Consider the following 24,441-nt stretch of genomic DNA (forward strand, 5'->3'; position numbering starts at 1 on the left):
CCGATAAATGAAGACATCACTATCTTTATTATTGTATGCCTCAAGGAAAATATTTGCTGAGAGACACCGGTTGTACAGAACAAAGACTGCGGATCTACGTCTATATTATAAAAAAGTTGAAAGTGATACACATGCTGGAGAAGTGTGGGTAGAGGAGATGAGCGTTATGGTTGAACATAATGAAGAGATCGGGTTGAATCTGCTGGATACCCCGATGGGAACGAAGAAAAAGAAAGAAGCCAGTGAACCTCGAGACTTGTTGCTCTACGAGCGGGAGTATTGGGACAGTGGGTTTGAACGCATTGCTGGCATTGATGAGGTAGGACGAGGTTGTTTGTTTGGGGATGTAGTTGCAGCGGCGGTTATTTTACCGAAGGATCTTATTCTGGAAGGCGTGAATGACTCCAAGAAATTAACGGAGAAAAAACGTGATGCATTATATGATGTCATTATGGAAAAGGCGCTGGCGGTGGGTGTAGGGTACGCGGATGCAGAGACGATTGATCGGCTTAACATCAAGCAGGCTGCGAGACTCGCGATGAAACGTGCTGTTGAAGCATTGGGAGAAGTTCCTGATTATATGTTGGTAGATGCCGAGAAAGTCGATGTGAATGTGCCACAACTGTCCATTATTAAAGGTGATGCCAATAGTCAGTCGATTGCAGCAGCTTCTATTATTGCGAAGGTAACGCGAGATCGACTCTGTAAGGAGGAATGGGATACGTTATATCCGGAATATGGTCTGTCGATACATAAGGGATATGCAACAAAAGTTCATCGGGAGCAGATTATGGCGTTGGGAGCAACCCCGATGCATCGGCGCAGTTTTCTGGGCAATCTGCTTGGGGAGCAGCATTCATTGTTTTAACACGGGGTTGAAGGAAGGAGGGGGAGAGATTTGAATATTGGTTCCATGATAAAGGGGTTAATGGGAGATAGTAAGCCCGGCAATGCCAAGCCGCTTGAATTAAAGGAAGGTCAGGTAGTTCGCGGTTCCGTGGTAAGTGTATCCGATGATGGTGGGGATGCGGTTCTGCAGATTCAAGGTGTGCAGGTGCGCGCCAAGTTGGAAACTCCACTCCGTCCGGGTGAGACCACATTGCTTCAAGTGCAGCCGCCAGGTGAAAATGGCATAACGGTAATGAAACCTATGGCGGGTACACTTGATGAGCTGCCACAAGCTTCGCTGAACAACCTGCTTAAGGATGTAGGGCTGCCAGATACGAAAGGGAACCGGGAACTGTTACTTGCCATGCAACGTAGCGGATTGCCGCTAACGAAGGATAACGTGGCTATGGTTCAAAATATGATGACAGCCAAACCCGCACAGGTGCCAGTTGAGGAATGGGTGCAGGCGACAGGAATTGCTTTTCAGCGTGGTCTTCCGGTTACGGCGGAGACGGTAAAAGGATTACATCAGACGGTGTTTGGCCCCCCTCTGCATCAGTTGTTAAGCGGGTTGGCTGATCAGCTGGAAACGATGCTGGCACAAACAACAGGTAAACCAGTAATGAATGGAGAACAATCTGCCGCGATGAAACCGGGTATTGTGGCTGGTGTACCTGTCGTGCTGAATGGAGCACAGGTGGAAGAAGGATTGATTGCATCAAGCAATGGTCGTCAGGTACCTGGAGCGGGAACACCTGCTTTGTCAGGACAGCAAGGACAGGCAGCATTGGCAGGAGCTATCTCAATGGCTGATGGTGGGGCAGAGGATGCGAGTACTGCGGTCAAAGGAAACCTGCAGACCGGCGGAGGCACAGTAAATGCTGAAGCCGGAACAAAGGCAGTTGCCAGTAATGTTGAAACGGCTGGCAAAGGTGGCACGGGTATTCTGTCAGGAACGGGAATACCTGGAGAGAGCGCGCGCGGAACTGACGCGGGGCAAGCCGGGAGCCGCCCGGGTACATCAGGGGCGGCTGCAGAATCTGTGGCTGGCCGCGTAAATGCAGGCCAGCCTGAGGCAGGCGCGGCCGTGCGGACTGACGGCCGCGCTGAAACACCTGCTGCTGCGGGGACTCCGTCCGCAGCAGGCCAGGCGGCGCCTGCAGCGCCTACGGCAGCGCAGCTGGCGCCCAAGCTGCTGGCGCTGCTGGCCGCCCTGCGCAGCGCGTCCACTGCCACACCGGCACAGCCTGGTGCGGCAGCACAGGCCGCCCCTGCATCGCAGGGCGGCCAGGCGGCTGCGGCTGCCGGAGGCGTGCCGCAGCCGTTGCCAGCCGGTGCTGATGCGCCGCCGGCTGGTGGTAGTGCCGCAGCACCTGCGGGAGCTGCGGCAGTGACCGCGCCTGTCACCCACGAGGGAGACCCGTGGGTGGGGCGCGTGCTGAAGCTGCTCGGTGCGGAGCACGAGCAGCAGGCCGTTCATGGCGCGGCTGCGCAGCCGCGCGTGGGAGATGTGGCGAGTCCGGCGAATGCGGACACGCTGAAGGGCTTGCTGCTGCAACTTGCCAGCAGCGACGGTGCGCCGGCGGCACTCAAGGATGCCGCCGGACAAGCGGTGCAATATCTGACAGGTCAGCAGTTATTGTTAACGACCGATCGCAGTGCTACGTTTGCACAGATGCACTGGTTTATTCCAATCACGGGACCAGACGGGGAAGAAACAGCTTCTGTTCAGATCCAGTCACGCCGGGGTCAACGCGGGGAGCTGGATGCATCCAATTGCCGTCTTTGGTTTGATCTCGACATGAAAAGTCTCGGACCTACGCTGGTTGATGTACATGTGGTTAACAACATTGTCAGTCTGCGTGTCTTGAATGATCGCGAAGGGATGGGGCCGCTTCTGGAAAGTGGCCGAGAGGTCATCCATCAGGCTTTGGACAAGTTGGGGTATCAATTGCTCACCTTCAAGGCGGAGCCGTGGCCAGTGGGCCAGGAACCGGGCGCGGAACGCAAAATGTCAGCCTCGGACTATAGTCCTGAACGATACAAAGGGGTGGACTTGAAAGTATGAAAGACGAGTCGTCACAACCGGATCTGCTCTCCAAAAAAGCGGTTGCCCTAAAATATGTCCCTGGAGAGAGTGAAGCACCCGTTGTTGTAGCCAAAGGCCGCGGCAAAGTGGCAGAAGCCATTCTGGATAAAGCCAAGGAAAACGGAGTGGCTGTTCAGGAGGATGCAGCTCTTGTGGAAGTGCTCTCCAAGTTGGATCTGGATGAACAGATTCCGGCAGAACTGTACCAACTGGTGGCAGAGGTTCTAACGTATGTCTATCGTGCAGATCGACTGGCTTCGGGACGTGGGGAAGATGAGTCATGGTAGAACGTAGAGTGGGCCAGGAACCTGGAATGAAGCTCACACGACAGCAGAAAGGTCGATTAGGTGAAGAGGCTGCCTGTCGTTGGCTACGAGAGAATGATTATCGGATCATTAGACAGAACTGGCGTTGCCGTAGCGGTGAGATTGATATCATTGCTTCCTGCGAGGGCCTGATTGTCTTTGTAGAAGTAAGAAGCAGAAGTGGAGCCGCTCAGTACGGTACACCTCAGGAATCGGTCGATATGCGTAAAATGCAGCAGGTACGTTCAACCGCATCCGTATATTTGCAAATGACGGGAGAGGCAGACCTTCAGATCCGTTTTGATGTAATCGCCGTGATGCTTAATCAAACAGGTGATGTTGTCTCAGTGGATCACATTGTCAATGCTTTTTGAGATCTACATCATGGCTGTCAACTTCGAGTAATTAAAGATACAAAATGTATCTTATATGTTTCAGAGAATCCTTTTTGTTTGTAAATAGGTGTAATTGAAGCCGCACTTCCTTTGTTCAAAGGATATGCGGTTTTTTTGTTTAGGGAAAATAGAGTTCAAACACAAAAAGGATAAGTTAATATCTATGTCATCATATTTCAAAAAAAATATTAGATACAAAATGTATCATTTGTATTAAAATAAAAATGTTGAAATAAAAAGAGAGGTTGGTGGGATGTATGGAAGAGCTTCAGAATACTACTTCGAACAACGCAGTGAAAAGAGTATGGGAGTGTCCTCGGATGGAAGTACTGGATATCAGCCAGACCATGAACGGCGGGCAGGGAATTTGGCAATATGTCTGGGACGGGGATTTCTGGAAGCTTGAACTTATGGTCAGTTAAAGAGGGGGATTTGATCCATTAAAAAAATAAATGGTGAGGTGTAGTGAGAAGATGCATACAAGTATCAAATGGATGATTCGACTAAGTGCACTATCTTTATGTTTCATTTTGTATGGAATCATGTATTCTGGAGTTTCTTATGCTGCTGAATCTGACAATGCGGTTAGTGTGTCAGGTAAAGTGATTGATCGTCAGGGATTGCCTGTCAAGGACGCCACAGTCAAGTATTGGCTTGATTATGGGAAAAAGGAACACAGCGTGGAGACAGATGAGAGTGGGAATTATCGTATTATTGAATCCGTTGAGAACTATACTGTATTTACCTTTTCAGTTGAAGCAGAGGGGTATGTGCCGTATCGACATCACACTTACTATAGTTTAAGGGGTGGAGAGCAAAAACAGCTTGATTTTCATATTTATGAACCTTCCACGATTGTAGGAACAGTCAAAGATCAGGCAGGCAGACCTGTTCCAGATGCTCGTATAAAAGTAACAAGTGTCTTTGATCGTATAGTGAAAACTGATCAGCAAGGTCGATATGCGGTTACAGGAATTGATTACGCCTATAATCCGAACATTGCAATATGGGTAGATGCCGATGATTATATGCTATATGAACAGGATCGCTTGGGTGTCCGGGAGGGGGGAACCTTGAGAAAGGATGTTGTTTTGGCAGAGGCGGCACACGTGCGGGGAAAAGTAATAGATGAAGCGGGCAATTCGATAACTGGTGCTAAAGTTTATGCTGGCGGTTCGGCAACGACAGATGCTCAAGGCGATTATTTTATAAAGCGCGTACCAACAGGGGCCAGAACGATAACGGGGGAAGCAGCAGGGTATTTAAAATCGAGCCTGAGCGTTACTCTCGTACAAGGAGATCATAATACGTTTAATATCGTACTTAAGACGGATGCGGACATTACCCCACCTGTAACCAAATACAGATTAGTTCCTATAACAGATACAGTTAATGGGAAGCTATACATCAAGGGATTTACATTCAGACTCCAGGCAACAGACGAACTTAAAGGTTCAGGTGTGAAGACAACACAATATCGAATTAATGGGGGAGCATGGAAGATGTATGAAGGGCCCGTCAAGTTTTATGCCCCTGATGTCAAGGTGGTAGAGTACTATAGTACAGATGTTGCAGGTAACCAGGAGAAGTACAATAAAATGGACTTTGTTAATGGCACATTTGAAGGGAATGGCACGTTTGAAGGGGATAGTTACGATGATTGATTACTCGTTGATATGATATGTGAATGTATAACATGAGAATAAAAGACGGCTCTGGCTTGATGATCCCTCGTGGTGAATCAAGATTCAGAGTCGTCTTTTCTATTCGTAATGACCTTAACGGTAATGACCTCTGCCGCCCCTTTGAATCTCGTGATCAGATGGGTGTATAATCAAGAAGGTAAACTGGAATTTATTTTTTTATTTCATAAAGGAATTTCAGATCCGTTTTGATGTAATTGCCGTGATGCTTGATCAAGCGGGAGAGATTGTCTCGGTAAATCATATTGTTAATGCATTTTAAGGTGTACGCTAAAATTTTTAATGTATTGAAAGTTACGAAACGTATCTTTTCGGTGTGACTCTATAGCTCTTCTCAAAGTACAAGTTTAATTGTGTTTTTTCATGCATCCAATTTTGTTTTGTAAGCAGTCGGATCTAAAGCCGCCGTTCCTCTCTACACAGGAACGGCGGCTTTTTTTTTGATTCAACTAAAGAAAGCACAAAACTAATCATATAGCAACAAAATAAAATCAGTCTATTTCAGAATTTAAGATACAAATTGTATCATTTATAATAAAATAAGAACGTAGAAAAATTAAAGAGAGGTTGGTGGGATGTATGGAAGAGCTTCAGAATACTTCGAACAACACAGTAAGAGTCTGGGAGTGTCCTCGGATGGAAGTACTGGATGTTAGCCAGAACATGAATGGTGGGCAGGGTATTTGGCAATATGTTTGGGATGGATAATTTTGGAAGCTTGAATTACTTGTGAGCTAGAAAAAGAACGAATTAAAGAATTAAACAATCTTACTAACTAATTTGGATGAGGAGAGGTTTTAGTTATGTCTATTCGTTCCCCATGGATAGCTCGTTTTATAGTGTTTTTTTTAGTTTCTGTTTTGTTTAGTGTAATGCACACTGGAACTGTCAGTGCAGCCAAAGAAAACGATACTTTTAAGTTATCGAGTCGTGACCAGAGTCGGCCCTCTGGTTTTGTAGGAAAAGTTATAAGTGAAGGAATGAATGTGAAAAATGCAAAGATATCGTATGAATTACATCATTATGGTGATGGTGCTGAACAACAGTCTGGGAGTGTAGTAAGTGATGAAAATGGAAATTATCGTATTGACGTGGTACTCCCCAACTCAAAAGATTATTTCACAATGGATTTTACTGTAGAGGCAGAAGGTTATCTGTTATACAATCATAGAGGTAGTGAGTCTTTAGAAGCGGACAAAGTAAGAACCATTAATTTTTATATTTATGAACCATCAACAATTGTGGGCACAGTCACAGATAAGGAAGGAAAGCCTGTGGCTGACGCGTTAGTTTCAGTAACCGCTTTGTACGGCAAGCCCGTAAAAACAAATCAAAGAGGCATATATATGGTAACAGGCATTGATTTTGAATATCCAAACATTGCAATCAAGGTAGATTCTGCAGATTATATGATTTATGAACAAGATCGGTTAGAACTTTGGGCGGGAGAAACCATAAAATGGGATGTTGTTTTGACAGAAGCAGCACACGTACGGGGAAAGGTTGTAGATGAGGCAGGCAATCCAGTAATTGGAGCTAAAGTTAATGTCGGAGGTTCGGCAATAACAGACGCTCAGGGCAATTATTTTATTAAGCGTGTATCTACAACGAACAGAACTCTCAGCGCTGAAGCTACGGGATATATCAAGTATAACTTGAGTGTCGATTTGGTTCATGGAGATCGAAATTCATATGATATCGTACTTATTAGTGATACCGACAGAACCCCACCAGTAACCAAGTACAGATTAGTTCCGATTACAGACACCTTAAATGGAAAGACATACATTAAAGGGTTTACATTCATACTTCAGGCTTCGGACGAAGTAAACGGGTCAGGCATAAAGGTAACAGAATATCGAATCAATGGGGGGAAATGGAATAACTATGAAGGACCCGTCAAGTTTTATGCCCCTGATGTCAAGTTAGTTGAATACTTTAGTACAGATGTTGCAGGTAACCAGGAGAAGTACAATAAAATGGACTTTGTTAAAGGTACATTTGAAGGAGCAGGTTCATATTGATTCATCATTGATGTGATATTCTGTATTTTATAAGATTCTAATTTAATTAGACGGCTCCGACTGGGTGATCGCCCTTGGTGAATCAGGTATCGGAGTCGTTTTTCCGATTTTCCTATATACATACGACTGAAGTGTTATCAGCAATTATCCTGTCTTTGAATCTTCTGAACAGAAGAGTGTATAATCAAGAATGTAATCGTTGTGTCTTTTGATTTATTACCAATACATTGTACTAGGCCACGAATCACTAATGCGGTTGCAAATGATTTTATAACTAGGGAGGTACGGCCGATGAGTAAAGCTACGAAAACAACGAATGAAGTCAGAAATGCGATTCAAAATCGTCGCACGGTGAAAAAATTCAAAAAAGAAGCTGTTCCTACACAGCAGATTATAGAGTTGCTGGATACAGCAGTCTGGGCTCCTAACCATAAATTGCGCGAACCATGGAGATTTTTGTTGTTTAGCGGGAATGGGCGGAAGAAACTGGCCGAGGCTATTGATGCAGAAATGGGAGAAGACAACAAATTCTCAGCCAATATTTTGCAGGTTCCATCCGTTATGCTTGTTGTTCTGGAGGAAGATCCAAGACAGAATGTATGGGACGAAGACTTCGCTGCGGTAAGTGCGTTGGTTCAGAACTTTATGCTTGCAGCGTGGAGTGAAGACATAGGGACGTTCTGGGTGACCAAGCCATTCTTGTACGCTCCCAAATTCCGCAAACCTCTTGGAATAGAGGCGGGTGAGAAGATTGTAGGCATGATTTATATGGGATACCCCGATGTTATTCCTTCTGCCAAAGAACGCACACCAGCCAAGGACAAACTCACTCTTTTCGAATAATAAATATTGTAAAATGCAGCTGCACAAGAGTTCTATATGTTTCAGGAAAATCTACGTACAAGTACCTTTCTTCACAGAAGAGAAGGGCTTGTACGTTTTTTTTGCCATGTTGGTGTGTATGTCTGTAGAATCTGCATGAAATATCCTTACATCCTTCTCGACTTTTAATCTGATGTCTACAGGTTTGTGCGTATTTCACTGCCTTTCGGCAAGCTGGACTGTTCTTCCTCCAGCTTCAAAATAAATTAAGATCCAGTTGACGATACTGTATAGCTTCAGCTACATGAGCTGTCACGATTTCACCATCATGATCCAGATCGGCAATCGTCTGTGCCATCTTGATAATGCGATCATGTGCACGCATGCTCAGGTTCAACGTTTGCAGTGTTTGCTCTAACAGTTGCTCTGCCTCTTGAGGGAGTTGGATTGAACGTCGCAAAAGCTTGCCCGAAAGCTGGCTATTCCAACGAACCGAACTTTGAGCATAACGTGCAGCCTGAATTTGATGAGCATGAATGACTTTTCTCTGCATTTCCGCAGAGGAAGGTGAAGCTGCAGACTTGCGCCACTCGCCTGGCGGAGGAACCTCAACCTGAAGATCGATACGGTCCAGTAATGGTCCTGAAATTTTGGCTCGATACGCTGCAACACGAGCAGGGCTACATATGCAGCGCTGCTCCTCTGAATGAGCAGACAGATACCCGCAGGGACAGGGATTCATGGAACATGCCAGCATGAACTGGGCGGGGAAGGTGAATGCGGCCCGCGCCCGGCTAATCGTCACTGTACGATCCTCTAATGGCTGTCTTAATACCTCCAGCACTTGGCGCTGGAACTCAGGTAATTCATCCAGAAAGAGTATGCCTCGGTGAGCAAGACTCACTTCACCCGGTTTCGGGATACCGCCGCCTCCAATCAGACCAGAGGTAGATATCGTGTGATGCGGGGAGCGAAAAGGTCTGTCTGCAATCAGGCCTTGTGGCGCTTCTTTCAATTTGCCTGCAGCACTTAATACTTTGGTTACTTCCAGCGCTTCATCTTCTGACAAAGGGGGAAGGATGGTAGGCAATCGTTTGATTAACATCGTTTTACCCGTGCCCGGTGGCCCAACGAGCAATATATTATGCATGCCAGCTGCAGCAATCATAAGCGCGCGTTTTACATGGTGCTGCCCGAGAACATCACTGTAGTCATCTGTAAATAACGAAGTCTGTCCTGGCCTTTTATCTTGCATCCTCTGTGACCTATCTGTTATAGAAGCAGTGAGGTGAGCATAGTCTTTTAACACAATTGGTCCTGCATTGGCTTTATTTGATATTCCAACCAGAGTAGATTGATCTGAATTTTCCGGCGCGATATCCTGTAAATGACGAACACCAAATACCTGAATACCTCGAATCAGAGACGCTTCCTCTACGTTATCCAAAGGAAGGAGAACGGACGTAAAGCCTTGTCGTTTGGCCAAATCCACCATGGATAAAATGCCTGGCACTGACCTGATCGAACCGTCCAATGCCAGTTCGCCAACCACTAATGTCCGTTCATGGGGAGGAAGTACAAGCTGGCCGCTTGTCATAAGTAATCCAATGGCAATGGCGAGATCAAAGGAAGATCCCTCCTTGCGCAGATCAGCGGGGGCCAGGTTGATTGTAATCCGCTGTAAAGGATACTGATATCCACAGTTTTTAATAGCAGCACGAACACGTTCTACGGCCTCACGAATGGCTGAATCCGGTAACCCGATGATAGACGTCTGTGGCAGACCATTGGATAGATCCGTTTCCACCTCGATTAGAACGCCATCAATTCCATACAAACACGCACTGTGCAATTTCCCGTACATAACAAAGAAACACCTCACTCGATTCTTGACTCCGCATAATACGGGCCAGTCTACGAATTAAGGTGCTTCCTCAGCTTCTAATAAGCATTTTATATAAAAGGAATCATGCAGTCAACCTGTCATTATCGATGTAGAAATTATGTATGATCCCTGAATTTTTATTTTAATAAAGGAAATCAGTTAGTAACTTTTGTGAGAATGGCATCGTATAAACTTGCATTATGGTTAAGAGATTTTGACATGTGAAGCGTAAATCTATTCAATGGATCTTTTGATTATTGCTATTGCATCCTGAGTAAGTAGTAATGTCTATCCGTACCAAAATGTATTGTATACAATCTAATTTAACATAATTAAATAGAAAGGTAAAATCATTTGTGCTCAATTATTCTGTTTTTTTTCTATTTTGTGATAATATAGATTTATAGTTCCTGTGTTATAAGGAATAGAATGCACAATAGGCAGGTGAGAAAGACATATGCAGACTGACAGTTTGAAGCTGGATAACCAATTATGCTTTGCCATATATGCTTGTTCACGTGAGATTACGAAGATGTACCAGCCTTATCTGGAGGTGCTCGGCGTAACGTATTCACAGTATCTGGTTCTGATGGTATTGTGGGAACGTGAAGAATGCACGGTTAAGGAGATCGGGGAGGCGCTATACCTTGATTCGGGAACATTGACACCACTTCTCAAACGTTTGCAGTCAGCAGGACATATTAATCGCGAACGCTCGGCTCAGGATGAACGAAAAGTATTAATTACACTAACCGACTCCGGTCGTGAGCTGCGAAATAAGGCATTGTCCATACCTGCATCCATCCAGGGAGACGCGTGTTTGAATAGCACCGAGTTTGAAGCTTTGCTGGGTCAGTTCAAAGGATTACTGGAAAAAGTCCACGAAACTAATACTAACGCTGCCAAAAAATAATAATGTAACTTTGCATCGTAGAAACCTTGGCTTTTAGCTGAGGTTTTTTCCATATATACCCAAACATTCACAATATGGGATCATACTCATATCAAAATACTGTCTATTAACCATTAATTTTTTAAGGAAAGCGTTTTAAAAACGTGTTACAATGAATTGGGTTTAAGTGAAAATAGTCAACATTTGTCTTTTGTTAGTCTACCAACCCGCCTTGTTGCAGTCATGTTGATAGGAGGATTCGAGAATGAATATCCATGAATATCAAGGAAAAGAAGTACTGAAACAGTATGGAGTTACCGTTCCAAATGGAAAGGTTGCTTATACAGTCGATGAAGCGGTTGCGGCCGCAGAGGCACTGGGCAGTCCGGTGACTGTAGTTAAAGCGCAAATTCACGCAGGTGGCCGGGGTAAAGCCGGCGGTGTAAAAGTGGCGAAGAGCACGGAAGAAGTTCGTGCCTATGCTTCCGAAATTCTCGGTAAAGTATTGGTGACACACCAGACTGGACCAGAAGGTAAAGAAGTGAAACGTCTTCTGATTGAAGAAGGATGCGATATCCGCAAAGAGTATTATGTGGGTGTTGTTGTGGACCGTGCCACAGGCCGTGTAGTTATGATGGCTTCCGAAGAAGGCGGTACTGAGATTGAAGAAGTAGCTGAAGCTACACCTGAGAAAATTTTCAAAGAAATCATTGACCCTGCTATTGGGTTGCAAGTGTTCCAGGCGCGTAAACTGGCTTACAGCATTCAGATTCCTAACGAACTGGTGAATAAAGCTGTTAAGTTCATGCTCGCGTTGTACACAGCTTTTGTCGAAAAAGATTGCTCCATTGCCGAGATCAATCCTCTCGTTGTTACCGGAGATGGAAACGTTATCGCACTGGACGCGAAGTTGAACTTTGACTCCAACGCCCTGTTCCGTCACAAAGACATTTTGGAACTGCGTGACCTGGATGAAGAGGATGAAAAAGAAATCGAAGCTTCCAAATACGACCTCAGCTACATAGCACTTGATGGCAACATCGGCTGTATGGTCAATGGTGCGGGACTTGCGATGGCGACGATGGACATTATCAAATACTACGGTGGAGACCCCGCCAACTTCCTTGACGTAGGGGGCGGTGCAACAACGGAGAAGGTGACTGAAGCATTTAAGATCATTTTGTCTGATGCTAAAGTAGCCGGGATCTTTGTTAACATTTTCGGTGGCATTATGCGCTGTGATGTTATCGCCAACGGTGTTGTTGAAGCAGCGAAGCAGCTTGGTCTGACCAAACCGCTGGTTGTTCGTCTTGAAGGAACTAACGTGGAGCTTGGTAAACGTATTCTGGGTGAATCTGGCCTGAATATTGTTCCTGCCGATTCCATGGCCGATGGTGCACAGAAAATTGTTGCCCTCGTAAAATAAGTTCATTCCTTAGTACCGGAGCTGTCCGGGAACTGAAAAATAACCGTAAGGATGTGAAGCAACGTGAGTATTTTGATTGATAAAAATACAAAAGTCATTACGCAAGGCATTACGGGTTCAACGGGAATGTTCCACACGAAGGGCGCATTGGACTACGGAACCCAGATGGTAGGCGGAGTTACACCGGGTAAAGGCGGAACCAATGTGGATATCACGCTGGAAGACGGTACAGTAGCCAGCCTGCCGGTGTTCAACACTGTGCAGGAAGCGAAGGAAGCTACAGGCGCAACAGCGAGCGTCATTTACGTTCCTCCGGCATTTGCAGCAGATTCCATTATGGAAGCTGTTGACGCAGAGCTGGACCTCGTAATCTGTATTACAGAAGGTATTCCGGTTCTAGACATGATCAAGGTTGACCGCTTCATGGAAGGTAAAGATACCGTCCTGATCGGACCGAACTGTCCAGGTGTCATTACACCAGGCGAATGTAAAATTGGTATCATGCCTGGTTATATCCATATGGCAGGGCATGTGGGCGTTGTTTCGCGTAGTGGTACACTAACGTATGAAGCCGTTCATCAACTGACAACTCGTGGCATTGGACAATCTTCTGCAGTTGGAATCGGGGGAGACCCTGTAAAAGGTTCCGAATTCATTGATATCCTGAAGCGGTTCAATGAAGACCCACAGACTCATGCGGTCATTATGATTGGTGAGATCGGTGGTACTGCTGAAGAGGATGCTGCAGATTGGGTACGTGAGAACATGACCAAACCGGTTGTTGGCTTTATCGGTGGCGTTACAGCGCCTCCAGGCAAACGGATGGGCCATGCTGGCGCTATTATCTCTGGCGGTAAAGGTACAGCCAAAGAGAAAATTGCGAAGCTGGAATCATGTGGAATCAAAGTTGCACCAACGCCTGCTGAGATGGGTTCGACTTTGGTGAGTGTACTTGAGGAACGTGGTATTTTGAATTTGTGCACGACACATTAATTCTTTTTCGTTATAATAGAAGAAACGGCTCGGAAATGATCTATTTCTGGTAGACCGACTATTATGGTTACGGAAAAGGTAAGCAACCTTTTGTCCTTAAACAGGGCGAAGGGTTGCTTTTTTGCGTTTTTTTAACGTGAAAAGGGAGAGGAATTGTTCCTCATCTGCGTAAACGCTTGCATTCCGTGGTCACTTAACACACAATATGAGGGAAGATATCTTCCCGCTCTGGGAGGCATATGGTATGGAAGAAAGATGGATCTTGTTTGGTTTGCATGAGATGGAGGGTATTGGCAAGAAAACAATCTCGAAACTGATTCTGGGACAACATGAATTGCCCGATCTCTTGAATTATGGGGAAGGCGACTGGGTCGCAGCAGGCTTGCGCAAAGATCAGGCTGCACGTTTGACTAGTCATTTTACTATCGACTGGATAGAGAGTAAAAGAGAACACGTTTACAATCAGGGGATAAAGGTTATTACTTATCTGGATCAGAATTATCCCATATTAATGAAGGAAACCGTTCAACCTCCTTGGGTAATGTATGCTCGCGGGGATGTTAGTTTGCTACACAACTCGTCTATTGCAATGGTGGGAACTCGTATGCCGACCGTGTATGGGCGCAAAGTTGGAGAGAAGCTTGCAGAGCAATTATGCAGTGCAGGACTGACGATCGTAAGTGGGCTAGCCCGAGGTATTGATAGTGTATGTCATGAGGCAGTATTACGTGCCAAAGGAAAAACCATTGCCGTATTCGGAACAGGGATCGATAATATATACCCACCCGAAAATACTAGCCTTGCCGAGAGAATCGCTGAGACGGGTTTGCTTTTATCGGAATATCCACCCGGTACGCGTGCCCGTCAAGGACTATTTCCGGAACGGAATCGAATTATTGCCGGCCTAACGTTGGGAACATTGGTCGTAGAGGCTGACATTCGCAGTGGTTCACTCATTACAGCAGATGCTGCTCTTGAAGCAGGCAGGGATGTATTTGCCGTCCCTGGACCTATTACATCGCCGAAGAGTCGGGGAGCACACAACCTTATCCGTCAAGGTGCCAAATTGGTGACTTGTGGAGCAGACATTTTGGAAGAGTATCGTTTGGACTTGCCAAATGCAGAACAACTTCCTTACAATAGAGGACGTTCGACAGAAACACCTGAACCTTCCGGGCGAGGGATATTCACTGAGGTGAAGCTCTCTCCAGATGAACAACGCGTGATTTATCTGTTGGAACAGGGAGAACAATCATTGGATCAACTGGTTGAACTGCTTGGTTGGGATTTTGGACATTTGCATTCAGTTCTGTTATCTTTAATCATAAAAAAGCAGATTAGCCAATTACCAGGCACTAAATACGCGAGGGTATGACGATGCTTCAACCTACGCAGTGTGTGGAAATATATAATTAGCAGAAGTTATTAACTATGCATAAGCTTACAGAAACAGTTTCATGACAGTTTCATGACTGAGAGGAGGATGAACCTATGGCGGATGCACTCGTAATCGTGGAGTCGCCCTCAAAGGCGAAGACGATAGGCAAATATTTAGGCAGCAAGTTCATCGTGAAAGCTTCGATGGGACATGTTCGCGATTTGCCAAAGAGTCAGATCGGCGTTGAGGTGGAGAATGATTTTAATCCGAAATATATTACGATCCGCGGCAAAGGTTCAATTTTGAAAGAACTGAAGGATGCACGAAAGAAAGTGAAAAAAGTGTATCTCGCAGCTGACCCGGATCGCGAAGGCGAGGCTATCGCATGGCATTTGGCCCATGCCCTTGAATTGGACGATACGGCAGATTGCCGGGTTGTATTTAATGAAATTACAAAACAGGCGGTCAAAGATGCGTTCAAAACGCCGCGGAAAATCAATATGGATTTGGTCAACGCGCAGCAGGCAAGACGTATTCTGGATCGACTCGTTGGATATAAGATTAGTCCATTATTATGGAAAAAAGTGAAAAAAGGCTTGTCGGCAGGCCGGGTTCAATCCGTGGCTGTCAAAATCATTATAGATCGTGAAAATGAAATTGATGATTTTGAACCGGAAGAATACTGGAGCATTACCGCGAAACTGACAGCAGACGGCAATCCGTTTGAAGCCAAGTTTCATAAACTGAACGGTGCCAAAACAGAACTGGGCAGTGAAGCCGAAGTACAAGCGATCCTGAAACAGATCGAAGATGCGGACTTTACGATCAAGGAAGTCAAAGAGAAGGAACGGAGTCGGAACCCTTCCGCACCGTTTACGACAAGTTCTTTGCAACAGGAAGCAGCACGTAAATTGAATTTCAGAGCTTCCAAGACGATGTCGGTCGCACAACAACTGTACGAAGGTGTAGACCTTGGAAAAGAAGGCACAGTAGGTCTCATCACGTATATGCGTACAGACTCCACACGAATTGCGGCATCTGCACAAGAGGAAGCCAAAGAATATATCGTTGGTAAGTATGGTGAGCCATTTGCACCCGAGACACCACGAAACTATTCCAAAAAAGCAACTAATGCTCAGGATGCGCATGAAGCGATTCGTCCGACTTCAATCCTGCGTGATCCTGATTCAATCAAATCATTCATGAGTCGCGATCAGTTCCGGTTGTATAAACTGATATGGGAACGTTTTGTAGCGAGCCAAATGTCTTCAGCTATCCTGGATACGCTCTCTGTAGATATTGCTGCGGGGGACACGATTTTCCGTGCAGCAGGTTCGAAGGTTCGATTCCAAGGTTTCATGAAGGTGTACGTTGAAGGAAACGACGATGGTACAACCGAAGAAGATCGCCTGCTGCCTCCGCTGAAAAGTGGAGATGTGCTTGATAAGCAGGAGATCGAGCCGAAACAGCATTTTACCCAACCGCCACCACGATATACGGAGGCTAGGCTGGTTAAGACACTTGAGGAACTGGGTATAGGGCGTCCGAGTACATATGCGCCAACACTGGAGACTATTCAGAAGCGCGGATATGTTGCAATTGAGGAAAAGAAATTCATGCCGACCGAGCTGGGTGAACTGGTCATCGAACAGATGGAAGAGTTTTTCCCGGAAATCCTGAATGTAGAGTTTACCGCGAACATGGAAGGTGATCTTGACCATGTGGAGGAAGGTTCGGAGGATTGGGTCAAAGTACTCGCAGAATTCTATGAATCTTTTGAGAAACGCCTTGAGTTTGCGGAAGAAGAAATGAAAGAAATCGAGATTGAAGACGAAGTATCGGATGAGATCTGTGAGAAGTGCGGCAAACCGCTTGTTTATAAACTCGGACGTTTTGGCAAGTTTCTTGCTTGCTCTGGCTTCCCTGATTGCCGGAATACCAAACCGATTATCAAGGATATTGGCGTAACTTGTCCGAAGTGTAAGGAAGGTCATGTTGTTGAGCGTCGCAGCAAAAAAGGACGTATTTTCTACGGTTGTGACAAATATCCTGAATGTGATTTTGTCTCATGGGACAGACCTTCAGCCAAACCATGTCCTAGTTGCGGATCTTTAATGATTGAGAAGCGGAACAAAAAGGGAGCACGATTGCAGTGTACATCATGTGATCATCAGGAGCCGGTGGATGAACCGGATGACGAATCAGCGGAATAGTATATATGTGAATCAATTTTAGTGAGTTATGAAATTGTTTTATGGAGGTAAAAGATTTTGACAAATGAACAACAAGTAACGGTTATTGGTGCCGGGCTGGCAGGGACAGAAGCTGCCTGGCAGATCGCAAGTCGCGGCGTACGCGTTAAATTATATGAGATGAGACCTGTGGTGAAAACACCAGCTCATCATACAGATAAATTTGCTGAACTGGTATGTAGCAACTCGTTGCGTGCGAACGGGTTGACGAATGCAGTAGGTGTGTTAAAAGAAGAAATGAGGATGCTCAATTCTCTCGTACTGTCTGCAGCAGACAAGCATGCAGTTCCAGCAGGTGGAGCACTTGCTGTGGACCGGGATGGCTTCTCAGGTGAGATTACGTCTACGTTGCACCAGCATCCACTCATCGAAGTGGTGAATGAAGAACTGACTTCCCTGCCGGAAGATGGCATCGTTGTTGTGGCAACGGGTCCGCTGACTTCACCGGCATTGTCTGAGCAAATCAAGGCACTAATGGGTGAAGAATATTTCTACTTCTATGATGCAGCAGCACCGATCATTGAAAAAGATTCAATTGATATGAACAAGGTATATCTGGCCTCCCGTTATGACAAGGGCGAAGCAGCATATCTGAACTGTCCGATGACAGAAGAAGAGTTTGATGTCTTTTATGAAGCTCTCATTACTGCTGAGGTTGCTCAATTAAAAGAGTTTGAGAAAGAAATCTACTTTGAAGGCTGTATGCCAATCGAAGTGATGATGAAACGTGGGAAACAGACGGCTCTGTTTGGTCCTATGAAACCGGTAGGTCTGGTTAACCCGCATACAGGAGAGTTGCCACATGCTGTTGTACAGCTTAGACAGGACAACGCAGCGGGAACCTTGTATAACCTGGTTGGCTTCCAGACGCATCTGAAATGGGGAGAACAGAAACGAGTCTTTTCCCTTATTCCTGGACTTGAAAATGCAGAGTTCGTTCGTTATGGCGTAATGCACCGTAATACATTTATTAATTCCCCTAAACTGCTTCGTCCGACGTATCAGTTTAAAGAGCGTCCAAACCTGTTCTTTGCAGGTCAGATGACGGGTGTTGAAGGATATGTAGAATCTGCTGCATCGGGGCTTATTGCCGGTATGAACGCAGCCAAAGCAGCTCTTGGGCAAGAGCTGGTAGTATTACCGGTTGAAACAACACTGGGCAGTATGGCTCAGTATATTACAACAGCTGACTTCAAACACTTCCAGCCAATGAACGCAAACTTTGGTTTGTTGCCGAAGCTGGAAACGAAAATCCGTAACAAAAAGGAAAAAAATGAAGCTCTTGCACAGCGTGCACTGGATGGTATCACTAGTTTTGCTGCGGCAGAAGGTCTAACTGTTCCGGAACGCGTATAAATTATTCGTGGGAGGAGGCTGATATCATGGATATGTCATTTCATGCTACAACGATCTGTGCTGTTCGTCATAATGGTAAGGCGGCAATTGCTGGAGATGGTCAGGTGACCATGGGGCAGAGCGTCGTGATGAAGAATACAGCCAAGAAGGTAAGACGATTGTACCGTGGACAGGTTGTTGCCGGATTTGCCGGTTCTGTGGCGGATGCCATTACCTTGTTTGAGAAATTCGAAGGCAAGCTGGAGGAGCACCATGGTAACCTGCAGCGTGCTGCTGTAGAGCTTGCCAAGGATTGGCGTCAGGATCGGATCTTGCGCAAGCTTGAGGCGCTATTGATTGTGATGGACAAAACAGGCATGCTGCTCATCTCAGGTGGCGGCGAAATTATTGAGCCTGATGATGACGTTATCGCTATCGGATCAGGTGGCAACTTTGCCTTATCTGCTGCACGTGCATTGAAACGTCATGCGGTGAATCTCGAAGCGAAGGACATTGCGCGCGAATCGCTTCAGATTGCCTCGGAGCTTTGTGTGTATACCAACAACAATATTATTGTAGAAGAGTTATAGGCCGAAGAAATCTCCCGTAGTGGAGCATGATTATGCAATCTGCTCCAGGACGTCTAGGGGATTCTTTGTCCTTGTACGGTAAAATAACTTCAGCATACTGGTAGGAGGGAAGCAATATGAATACTCAAGCGTTAACACCGAGACAGATTGTTGCAGAGCTTGACAAGTATATTGTAGGTCAAAAGAAAGCCAAAAAATCGGTAGCGGTAGCCCTTCGCAATCGTTATCGGCGTAGTCTTTTGCCTGAGCATACGCAGGACGATATTGTACCTAAAAATATTCTAATGATTGGACCTACCGGTGTAGGTAAAACGGAAATTGCCCGTCGCCTTGCTAAACTGGTAGGAGCACCATTCGTAAAAGTGGAAGCAACCAAATTCACTGAAGTAGGCTATGTTGGCCGTGACGTTGAATCGATGGTGCGTGATCTGATTGAAACATCACTGCGGATGGTAAAACTGGAGCGGACTGAAAAAGTGAAGGACAAAGCTGAAGAAGCTGCCAATGAACGAATTGTACATATTCTGGCTCCCTCACAGTCCAAGTCCAAGAATCAGCGGAATCCCTTTGAGATGATCTTTGGTAATAATGGCAACAACGTTCAGGAACAGGATGAGCCAGAACCGGATACTGGGGTTGCTGAACGCCGCCGTAAGATCAAGTTCGATCTGTTGTCCGGCAAGTTGGAGGATGACATTATTGAAATTGATGTGGAGGACACTGCGCCTAACATGATGGACATGTTTGCTGGACAAGGTAATGATCAGATGGGCATGAACATGCAGGAGATGTTTGGCAGCCTCTTACCTCGTCGTACGAAAAAGCGTAAGCTCGCCATCAAAGAAGCGCGCAAAGTGTTGATCCAGGAAGAAGCAGGCAAATTGATCGATATGGATGATGTTACACAAGAGTCCATTCGTCGAGCAGAGCAGACAGGTATCATTTTCATAGATGAAATTGACAAGGTCGCCAGTCAAGGGCGCGGTAGTGGTCCTGATGTATCCCGTGAGGGTGTGCAACGTGACATTCTGCCTATCGTAGAGGGCTCTACAGTAATGACGAAGTATGGTCCTGTCAAAACGGATTATATTCTGTTTATGGCAGCTGGCGCATTCCACGTCGCCAAACCCTCTGATCTGATTCCTGAGCTTCAGGGGCGCTTCCCAATTCGTGTGGAACTAAGTAGTCTTACGCTGGAAGAGTTTGTATCCATTCTGACTGAGCCTCAAAATGCACTGACGAAGCAGTACGTTGATCTGCTGCGCACCGAAAATATTGAAATCGAGTTCTCGGATGACGCCATTCGTGAAATAGCCAAATTGGCTGAATCCGTCAATCAGAATACAGAAAATATAGGCGCACGTCGATTGCATACGATTCTCGAAAAGCTTTTGGAGGATTTATCCTTTGAGGCACCTGAGCTTACATTGGAACGTATGGTAATTACTCCTGAGTATGTCCGTGAAAAATTGAATGATATTGCACTTGATCGTGATTTGAGTCAGTATATTCTGTAACATAGGGCTGACAATGTAATCGCTAAAAGGTCGTATGAATGAACGATATGCACTGGACAGTAGAGAACACTTACGAGATCGACGAAGGATAGTCATTCCTTAGACGAATCGCAAAAGATTCTCTCTCCGACCGGTGACATATCGTTTATTTTTGCTTCTATCTAAAGGATTTAGATGAGATAACCGATAAAAGTTGTGGGGTTGTTATCTGGATCGACAAAACCTAGGACTTGTGCCGCATGTAAAGTGTGTTAAAACCTATCGGAGTGGTAGTTATTTCTAATTTTTATATCCAGTCATTCCCATTAAAAGAGTGTTTCTTATTCCAAGTCTGGGCATCGGTTTAGTTGACAGATTGGTAAATGTTGCGTAAATGCGCAAAAACATAATTTGTAGAAAAGCGTGAAGTCACCAAATGTTTTCTGGGGATTAAAATACGTAAACCCTACTTAATTGTTAAGAAAGTGTTGTGTGGAAATGGTGAGAAATCTTAATTCGTGAAAGATAACTTGTCAATTGATTAATACACAGCTTCGTATGTATACCTATCATATAGCCACTAAACCCTTAATCTAACGGCAAAAAATTCTAACATTATCAACGATGAATATTTCTGAAATATACATAATTACGGGCATTATACAGTCCTGTCGAGACGAGAAAGGTTTTTTTTATTTTAAGAATGTTTAAGAACAATCAAGGAGAGTATTAACATACTTTTGTTTTGGGCCTGAACATTTACGAAAAAATTCATAATTTGCAGAAAATACACAAAAAGCCCTGTCTTTAAGAAAAGATAGGGCTTTTTTCTTATTGTAATATATCCCAAACTCGAAGAAACTTATGTTATACGACAACATCAGAGTTAATTCTACTTAAGTCCTAGAAAACCGTGTAAAAACGAATGTTTTTGTCGAAAAAACATAAGGATTTTCAAGGAAGAAGATTCAATCTTTTTCCATAACTTCTAAAGAGAGGAGGGAGATTGTGAATCTTTTAAACGATATTAGCTTTAAAAGATTACAAGGTGCACTCGATGCGTCCAACATCAGACAGCGAACGATTGCTGACAACATCGCGAACGCCGATACCCCGTATTTCAAGCGCTCAGACGTTTCTTTTGAAGAGATGTTACAGGGGCAAATGAATGGAGAAATGCCTGTTCTTAGAGGTAAAGTAACTGATGCAAGGCATTTTGTCATAGGTCCTTCCTCTTCTGTACCAACGCCAGTAGTTAATATGGACCAGTCAACGTCCATGAATAACAACGGAAACAATGTCGATATAGACAGAGAAATGAGTCTTCTGGCGGAGAATCAGTTGCGTTACAACGCTTATATTCAACAAGTGAACGAACAAATTAAAATCATGCGTATTGGCGTGGAAGGGAGATAACCTAATTGAACATTAGTAATAGTTTTAGTATCAGTGCATCAGCTCTGACGGCCCAACGGTTGCGGATGGACGTTATATCTTCCAACATTGCCAACGCAGAGACGACGCGCGCGAGCGTATCCAATGGTGAAGCTGTTCCTTACAAACGCAAAATGGTTGTGCTTGAACCGAACAAAACGTCATTTGGTACAATGCTCCAAAATCAAATGCGAGGTGGCAGTACGGGAGATGGTGTCAGAGTAACTGAGATTCGCGAGGATCAGTCACCATTGAAGCCTGTCTACGATCCTTCTCATCCGGATGCCAACGCAGAAGGATATGTATTTATGCCTAACGTGGACATTGCGAAAGAAATGGTCGACATGATCTCTGCTTCGCGTTCCTATGAGGCAAATGTAACAGCATTGAATTCAACCAAATCAATGATCTCCAAAGCTTTGGAGATTGGAAGATAATCTGCTCTGAAATTAAAAACAAGAAATATGTAAACGAGAGATGAAGGGGAGGGACATTAATGATTCAGAACAACATGTTTAGCACACAGGGCGTACAACCGCTACAGATGAAGAGTGCAATCGAAAGCAAGCCTTCTACACCAGCCGAAACCATTCAGAGCTTCGGTACATACTTACAGAACGCATTAGGATCCGTCGCTGCACAGGAGACTCAATCGCATGAAATGTCGAATCAATTTTTGGTGGGAAAAGCGAACGTAGATCAGGTGATGATCGCTTCCGAGCAGGCATTGTTAAGCCTGCAGCTCACGTCTCAAGTCCGAAACAAAGTGGTCGAAGCGTATCAGGAAATTATGCGAATCCAGTTATAGAATAATCTACTTGCGCTCAGGCAATAGCGCTGATCATTACAACAAGCAGCTGCGATGCTGCTTCTGATCGTAGACCTATGGAACGGCTAGGGTTGCGTAAGGACAGACTAAGCAAAGTTTCGGATGGGGTGACAGAGTGAATGAGAGAATCGCCCAGTACAGGGACAAGGGGTCCCAGTATTGGAATAGTTTCAGTAAAAAGCAAAAAGTATTATTTTTATCCACCTTCCTGTTTCTGATTTTGGCTGCAGTTGTACTCACAATGCAATTGTCCAAGACGGAATATGAGGTTGCGTTCACAGACTTGAATGCAAGTGATTCAGCAGGCGTTATCAGTTATCTCGATTCATCTAGCATTCCATACAAATTAAGTTCAGATGGCAAGACGATATCCGTACCAAGCACGAGTGTTGCCATTGCAAAAGTGAATGTTGGATCACAAGGGATTATTCAGAATGGTTCACTGGGATATAAGTCATTTGAGGAATCATCATCTCCGATCGGGATGACGGATAAAGAGTTTGATGTAAAGTACAACAATGCTTTAAACGGGGAAGTTGAACAGTTGCTTCAGCGGATGCAAGGGATACAGGACGCTAAAGTGCTGGTCAATATGCCGAAGGATAATATTTTTGCTGGCTTAGAAGAACAGGATAAAGCATCTGCATCGGTAGCACTCCAGTTTAAACCGGGTTATCACCCAAATCAGGCAGCCGTAGATGGATATTTTAATTTGGTTAAGACCGCAATTCCTAATCTGCCTGTTGAGAACATCACAATAACAAACACGGATGAAGCAGAACTGATTCCGACTGCCCGAGGTGGTAGTGGCGGGTTGTCTTCAGATGTTCAAGAGAACATGGCATTACAGAAAAAGTTCGAAAACGATGTCCGTAATAACGTGAAGCAATTTCTTTCTCAGATTGTAGGCGAAGACAAAGTCAATGTTTTGGTAGCCTCCAAGCTTAATTTTGACAAAGAAACACGTAAAGAAAATCTAGTCACACCCGTTGATGTAGAGAACATGAAAGGCATCGAAATTAGTGTGCAGGAGATTCAGAAGAGTTACACCGGCGCAAGCAACCCAACAGGTGGTGTTGCAGGCACAGGGCAAGAGGAAGTTCCGGGTTATCCATCTGCTGATGCAGCAGGGAACTCAACTTCGGAAGAATCATCAAGTACGGTCAACTACGATGTTAATCGAATCGCCAAGGATATTATTTCTAGTCCGTATACTGTAAAAGATTTAACCATTAACGTGGCAGTTGAACCACCGAATGGAGAAACAGAATTACAGGGACCGGTTCAGGACGCAATTGAGAACATTTTGGTTAACATTGTTCGTGCTTCACTGGCAGACTCAGGCACTGTAATAAGTGACGCCGATCTGACAAAGAAAGTTTCAGTTATGTCACAAGGGTTCCAGACTGCCTCTGCAGACAATACGGGTTTCCAGCTTTCCTCAACGATGATGTGGGGCGGAGGAGCACTCATTGCAGCATTGATCGCAGCGGTTGTTATTTTGTTAGTACGCCGTCGCCGCAAACAAAACGAAGAAGAAGAAGAAGAAGAGATTCCTCTTCCAATAGCAACAGAGTTCCCGTCCATTACGCTGGACAGTGTAACGAACGAAAGTCAGGTGCGCAAACAATTGGAGAGTTTGGCCAAGAAAAAGCCAGACGAATTCGTCAATCTGCTGCGCACATGGCTGGCTGACGAATAGAGG

The 24,441-nt window shown here is 45.1% G+C and carries 21 protein-coding genes; 20 read left to right on the forward strand and 1 reads right to left on the reverse strand.

Annotation, left to right across the window (positions count from 1 at the left end; all coding sequences use genetic code 11):
* The first annotated feature begins 214 nt into the window (after window positions 1-214).
* From M1D71_RS10330 to M1D71_RS10365, 8 genes are all read left to right on the forward strand, one after another.
* Complete coding sequence (locus M1D71_RS10330; protein ID WP_458127214.1) at window positions 215-868, forward strand: ribonuclease HII; 654 nt, start codon at window positions 215-217, stop codon at window positions 866-868.
* 30 nt (window positions 869-898) lie between these two features.
* A complete protein-coding gene (locus M1D71_RS10335; protein ID WP_458126363.1) occupies window positions 899-2,956 on the forward strand; it encodes a DNA ligase in 2,058 nt (685 codons plus the stop codon).
* Window positions 2,953-3,264 carry an EscU/YscU/HrcU family type III secretion system export apparatus switch protein gene (locus M1D71_RS10340; RefSeq protein WP_336764998.1) on the forward strand — a complete coding sequence of 104 codons (312 nt, stop codon included), beginning with the start codon at window positions 2,953-2,955 and terminating at the stop codon, window positions 3,262-3,264. The genes M1D71_RS10335 and M1D71_RS10340 overlap by 4 nt, the downstream gene beginning before the upstream one ends.
* Entirely contained in the window at window positions 3,258-3,656 is a 399-nt protein-coding gene (locus M1D71_RS10345) for a YraN family protein (RefSeq protein WP_458126364.1), read from the forward strand. Before M1D71_RS10340 ends, M1D71_RS10345 begins: the two co-directional genes overlap by 7 nt.
* Window positions 3,657-3,997: 341 nt before the next feature.
* The gene (locus M1D71_RS10350) at window positions 3,998-4,099 is read left to right on the forward strand and encodes a hypothetical protein (protein ID WP_458126365.1); all 102 of its coding nucleotides are present in this window, start codon (window positions 3,998-4,000) and stop codon (window positions 4,097-4,099) included.
* A gap of 51 nt (window positions 4,100-4,150) precedes the next feature.
* On the forward strand, window positions 4,151-5,341 hold the full coding sequence (locus tag M1D71_RS10355) for a carboxypeptidase-like regulatory domain-containing protein (protein ID WP_458126366.1): 1,191 nt from the start codon (window positions 4,151-4,153) through the stop codon (window positions 5,339-5,341).
* An 842-nt stretch (window positions 5,342-6,183) separates the two neighbouring features.
* Window positions 6,184-7,404: a carboxypeptidase-like regulatory domain-containing protein gene (locus M1D71_RS10360; protein WP_458126367.1), complete on the forward strand. Its 1,221-nt coding sequence runs from the start codon at window positions 6,184-6,186 to the stop codon at window positions 7,402-7,404.
* 291 nt (window positions 7,405-7,695) lie between these two features.
* Window positions 7,696-8,247: a nitroreductase family protein gene (locus tag M1D71_RS10365; protein WP_458126368.1), complete on the forward strand. Its 552-nt coding sequence runs from the start codon at window positions 7,696-7,698 to the stop codon at window positions 8,245-8,247.
* 235 nt (window positions 8,248-8,482) lie between these two features.
* On the opposite strand, the gene M1D71_RS10370 is transcribed toward M1D71_RS10365, so the two are convergent.
* On the reverse strand, window positions 8,483-10,090 hold the full coding sequence (locus M1D71_RS10370) for a YifB family Mg chelatase-like AAA ATPase (protein WP_458126369.1): 1,608 nt from the start codon (window positions 10,088-10,090) through the stop codon (window positions 8,483-8,485).
* 478 nt (window positions 10,091-10,568) lie between these two features.
* Here M1D71_RS10370 and M1D71_RS10375 point away from each other — a divergent pair, with 478 nt between their 5' ends.
* From M1D71_RS10375 to fliF, 12 genes are all read left to right on the forward strand, one after another.
* Complete coding sequence (locus M1D71_RS10375; protein WP_145318947.1) at window positions 10,569-11,024, forward strand: MarR family winged helix-turn-helix transcriptional regulator; 456 nt, start codon at window positions 10,569-10,571, stop codon at window positions 11,022-11,024.
* Between the two features lie 244 nt (window positions 11,025-11,268).
* Window positions 11,269-12,429, forward strand: a complete 1,161-nt coding sequence (gene sucC, locus M1D71_RS10380) for an ADP-forming succinate--CoA ligase subunit beta (RefSeq protein WP_433752748.1) — start codon at window positions 11,269-11,271, stop codon at window positions 12,427-12,429.
* A gap of 63 nt (window positions 12,430-12,492) precedes the next feature.
* Entirely contained in the window at window positions 12,493-13,422 is a 930-nt protein-coding gene (gene sucD / locus M1D71_RS10385) for a succinate--CoA ligase subunit alpha (protein ID WP_074094556.1), read from the forward strand.
* Between the two features lie 244 nt (window positions 13,423-13,666).
* Window positions 13,667-14,797, forward strand: a complete 1,131-nt coding sequence (gene dprA / locus M1D71_RS10390; RefSeq protein ID WP_458126370.1) for a DNA-processing protein DprA — start codon at window positions 13,667-13,669, stop codon at window positions 14,795-14,797.
* A gap of 116 nt (window positions 14,798-14,913) precedes the next feature.
* On the forward strand, window positions 14,914-17,013 hold the full coding sequence (topA, locus tag M1D71_RS10395) for a type I DNA topoisomerase (RefSeq protein ID WP_458126371.1): 2,100 nt from the start codon (window positions 14,914-14,916) through the stop codon (window positions 17,011-17,013).
* 57 nt (window positions 17,014-17,070) lie between these two features.
* Window positions 17,071-18,408 carry an FADH(2)-oxidizing methylenetetrahydrofolate--tRNA-(uracil(54)-C(5))-methyltransferase TrmFO gene (gene trmFO / locus M1D71_RS10400; protein ID WP_145318937.1) on the forward strand — a complete coding sequence of 446 codons (1,338 nt, stop codon included), beginning with the start codon at window positions 17,071-17,073 and terminating at the stop codon, window positions 18,406-18,408.
* Window positions 18,409-18,434: 26 nt separating this feature from the next.
* The gene (gene hslV / locus M1D71_RS10405) at window positions 18,435-18,977 is read left to right on the forward strand and encodes an ATP-dependent protease subunit HslV (RefSeq protein ID WP_062326042.1); all 543 of its coding nucleotides are present in this window, start codon (window positions 18,435-18,437) and stop codon (window positions 18,975-18,977) included.
* Window positions 18,978-19,093: 116 nt separating this feature from the next.
* Entirely contained in the window at window positions 19,094-20,494 is a 1,401-nt protein-coding gene (gene hslU / locus M1D71_RS10410; protein ID WP_062833787.1) for an ATP-dependent protease ATPase subunit HslU, read from the forward strand.
* 987 nt (window positions 20,495-21,481) lie between these two features.
* Window positions 21,482-21,889, forward strand: a complete 408-nt coding sequence (flgB, locus tag M1D71_RS10415) for a flagellar basal body rod protein FlgB (RefSeq protein ID WP_458126372.1) — start codon at window positions 21,482-21,484, stop codon at window positions 21,887-21,889.
* A 5-nt stretch (window positions 21,890-21,894) separates the two neighbouring features.
* Complete coding sequence (gene flgC / locus M1D71_RS10420; RefSeq protein WP_458126373.1) at window positions 21,895-22,344, forward strand: flagellar basal body rod protein FlgC; 450 nt, start codon at window positions 21,895-21,897, stop codon at window positions 22,342-22,344.
* 59 nt (window positions 22,345-22,403) lie between these two features.
* Entirely contained in the window at window positions 22,404-22,715 is a 312-nt protein-coding gene (gene fliE, locus M1D71_RS10425; RefSeq protein ID WP_458126374.1) for a flagellar hook-basal body complex protein FliE, read from the forward strand.
* A gap of 136 nt (window positions 22,716-22,851) precedes the next feature.
* Entirely contained in the window at window positions 22,852-24,438 is a 1,587-nt protein-coding gene (gene fliF / locus M1D71_RS10430) for a flagellar basal-body MS-ring/collar protein FliF (RefSeq protein ID WP_458126375.1), read from the forward strand.
* The last annotated feature ends 3 nt before the right edge of the window (window positions 24,439-24,441 follow it).

This window comes from Paenibacillus sp. Z3-2 (genome assembly GCF_054161325.1).

Bases quoted from the DNA above. Each gene is read 5' to 3' on its own strand.
- dprA (WP_458126370.1), top strand. From the start codon at position 13,667: ATGGAAGAAAGATGGATCTTGTTTGGTTTGCATGAGATGGAGGGTATT.
- M1D71_RS10360 (WP_458126367.1), top strand. From the start codon at position 6,184: ATGTCTATTCGTTCCCCATGGATAGCTCGTTTTATAGTGTTTTTTTTA.
- M1D71_RS10345 (WP_458126364.1), top strand. From the start codon at position 3,258: ATGGTAGAACGTAGAGTGGGCCAGGAACCTGGAATGAAGCTCACACGA.
- M1D71_RS10375 (WP_145318947.1), top strand. From the start codon at position 10,569: ATGCAGACTGACAGTTTGAAGCTGGATAACCAATTATGCTTTGCCATA.
- hslV (WP_062326042.1), top strand. From the start codon at position 18,435: ATGGATATGTCATTTCATGCTACAACGATCTGTGCTGTTCGTCATAAT.
- M1D71_RS10350 (WP_458126365.1), top strand. From the start codon at position 3,998: ATGGAAGTACTGGATATCAGCCAGACCATGAACGGCGGGCAGGGAATT.
- M1D71_RS10370 (WP_458126369.1), bottom strand. From the start codon at position 10,090: ATGTACGGGAAATTGCACAGTGCGTGTTTGTATGGAATTGATGGCGTT.
- M1D71_RS10330 (WP_458127214.1), top strand. From the start codon at position 215: ATGGGAACGAAGAAAAAGAAAGAAGCCAGTGAACCTCGAGACTTGTTG.
- hslU (WP_062833787.1), top strand. From the start codon at position 19,094: ATGAATACTCAAGCGTTAACACCGAGACAGATTGTTGCAGAGCTTGAC.
- fliE (WP_458126374.1), top strand. From the start codon at position 22,404: ATGATTCAGAACAACATGTTTAGCACACAGGGCGTACAACCGCTACAG.
- M1D71_RS10365 (WP_458126368.1), top strand. From the start codon at position 7,696: ATGAGTAAAGCTACGAAAACAACGAATGAAGTCAGAAATGCGATTCAA.
- M1D71_RS10340 (WP_336764998.1), top strand. From the start codon at position 2,953: ATGAAAGACGAGTCGTCACAACCGGATCTGCTCTCCAAAAAAGCGGTT.
- M1D71_RS10355 (WP_458126366.1), top strand. From the start codon at position 4,151: ATGCATACAAGTATCAAATGGATGATTCGACTAAGTGCACTATCTTTA.
- topA (WP_458126371.1), top strand. From the start codon at position 14,914: ATGGCGGATGCACTCGTAATCGTGGAGTCGCCCTCAAAGGCGAAGACG.
- sucC (WP_433752748.1), top strand. From the start codon at position 11,269: ATGAATATCCATGAATATCAAGGAAAAGAAGTACTGAAACAGTATGGA.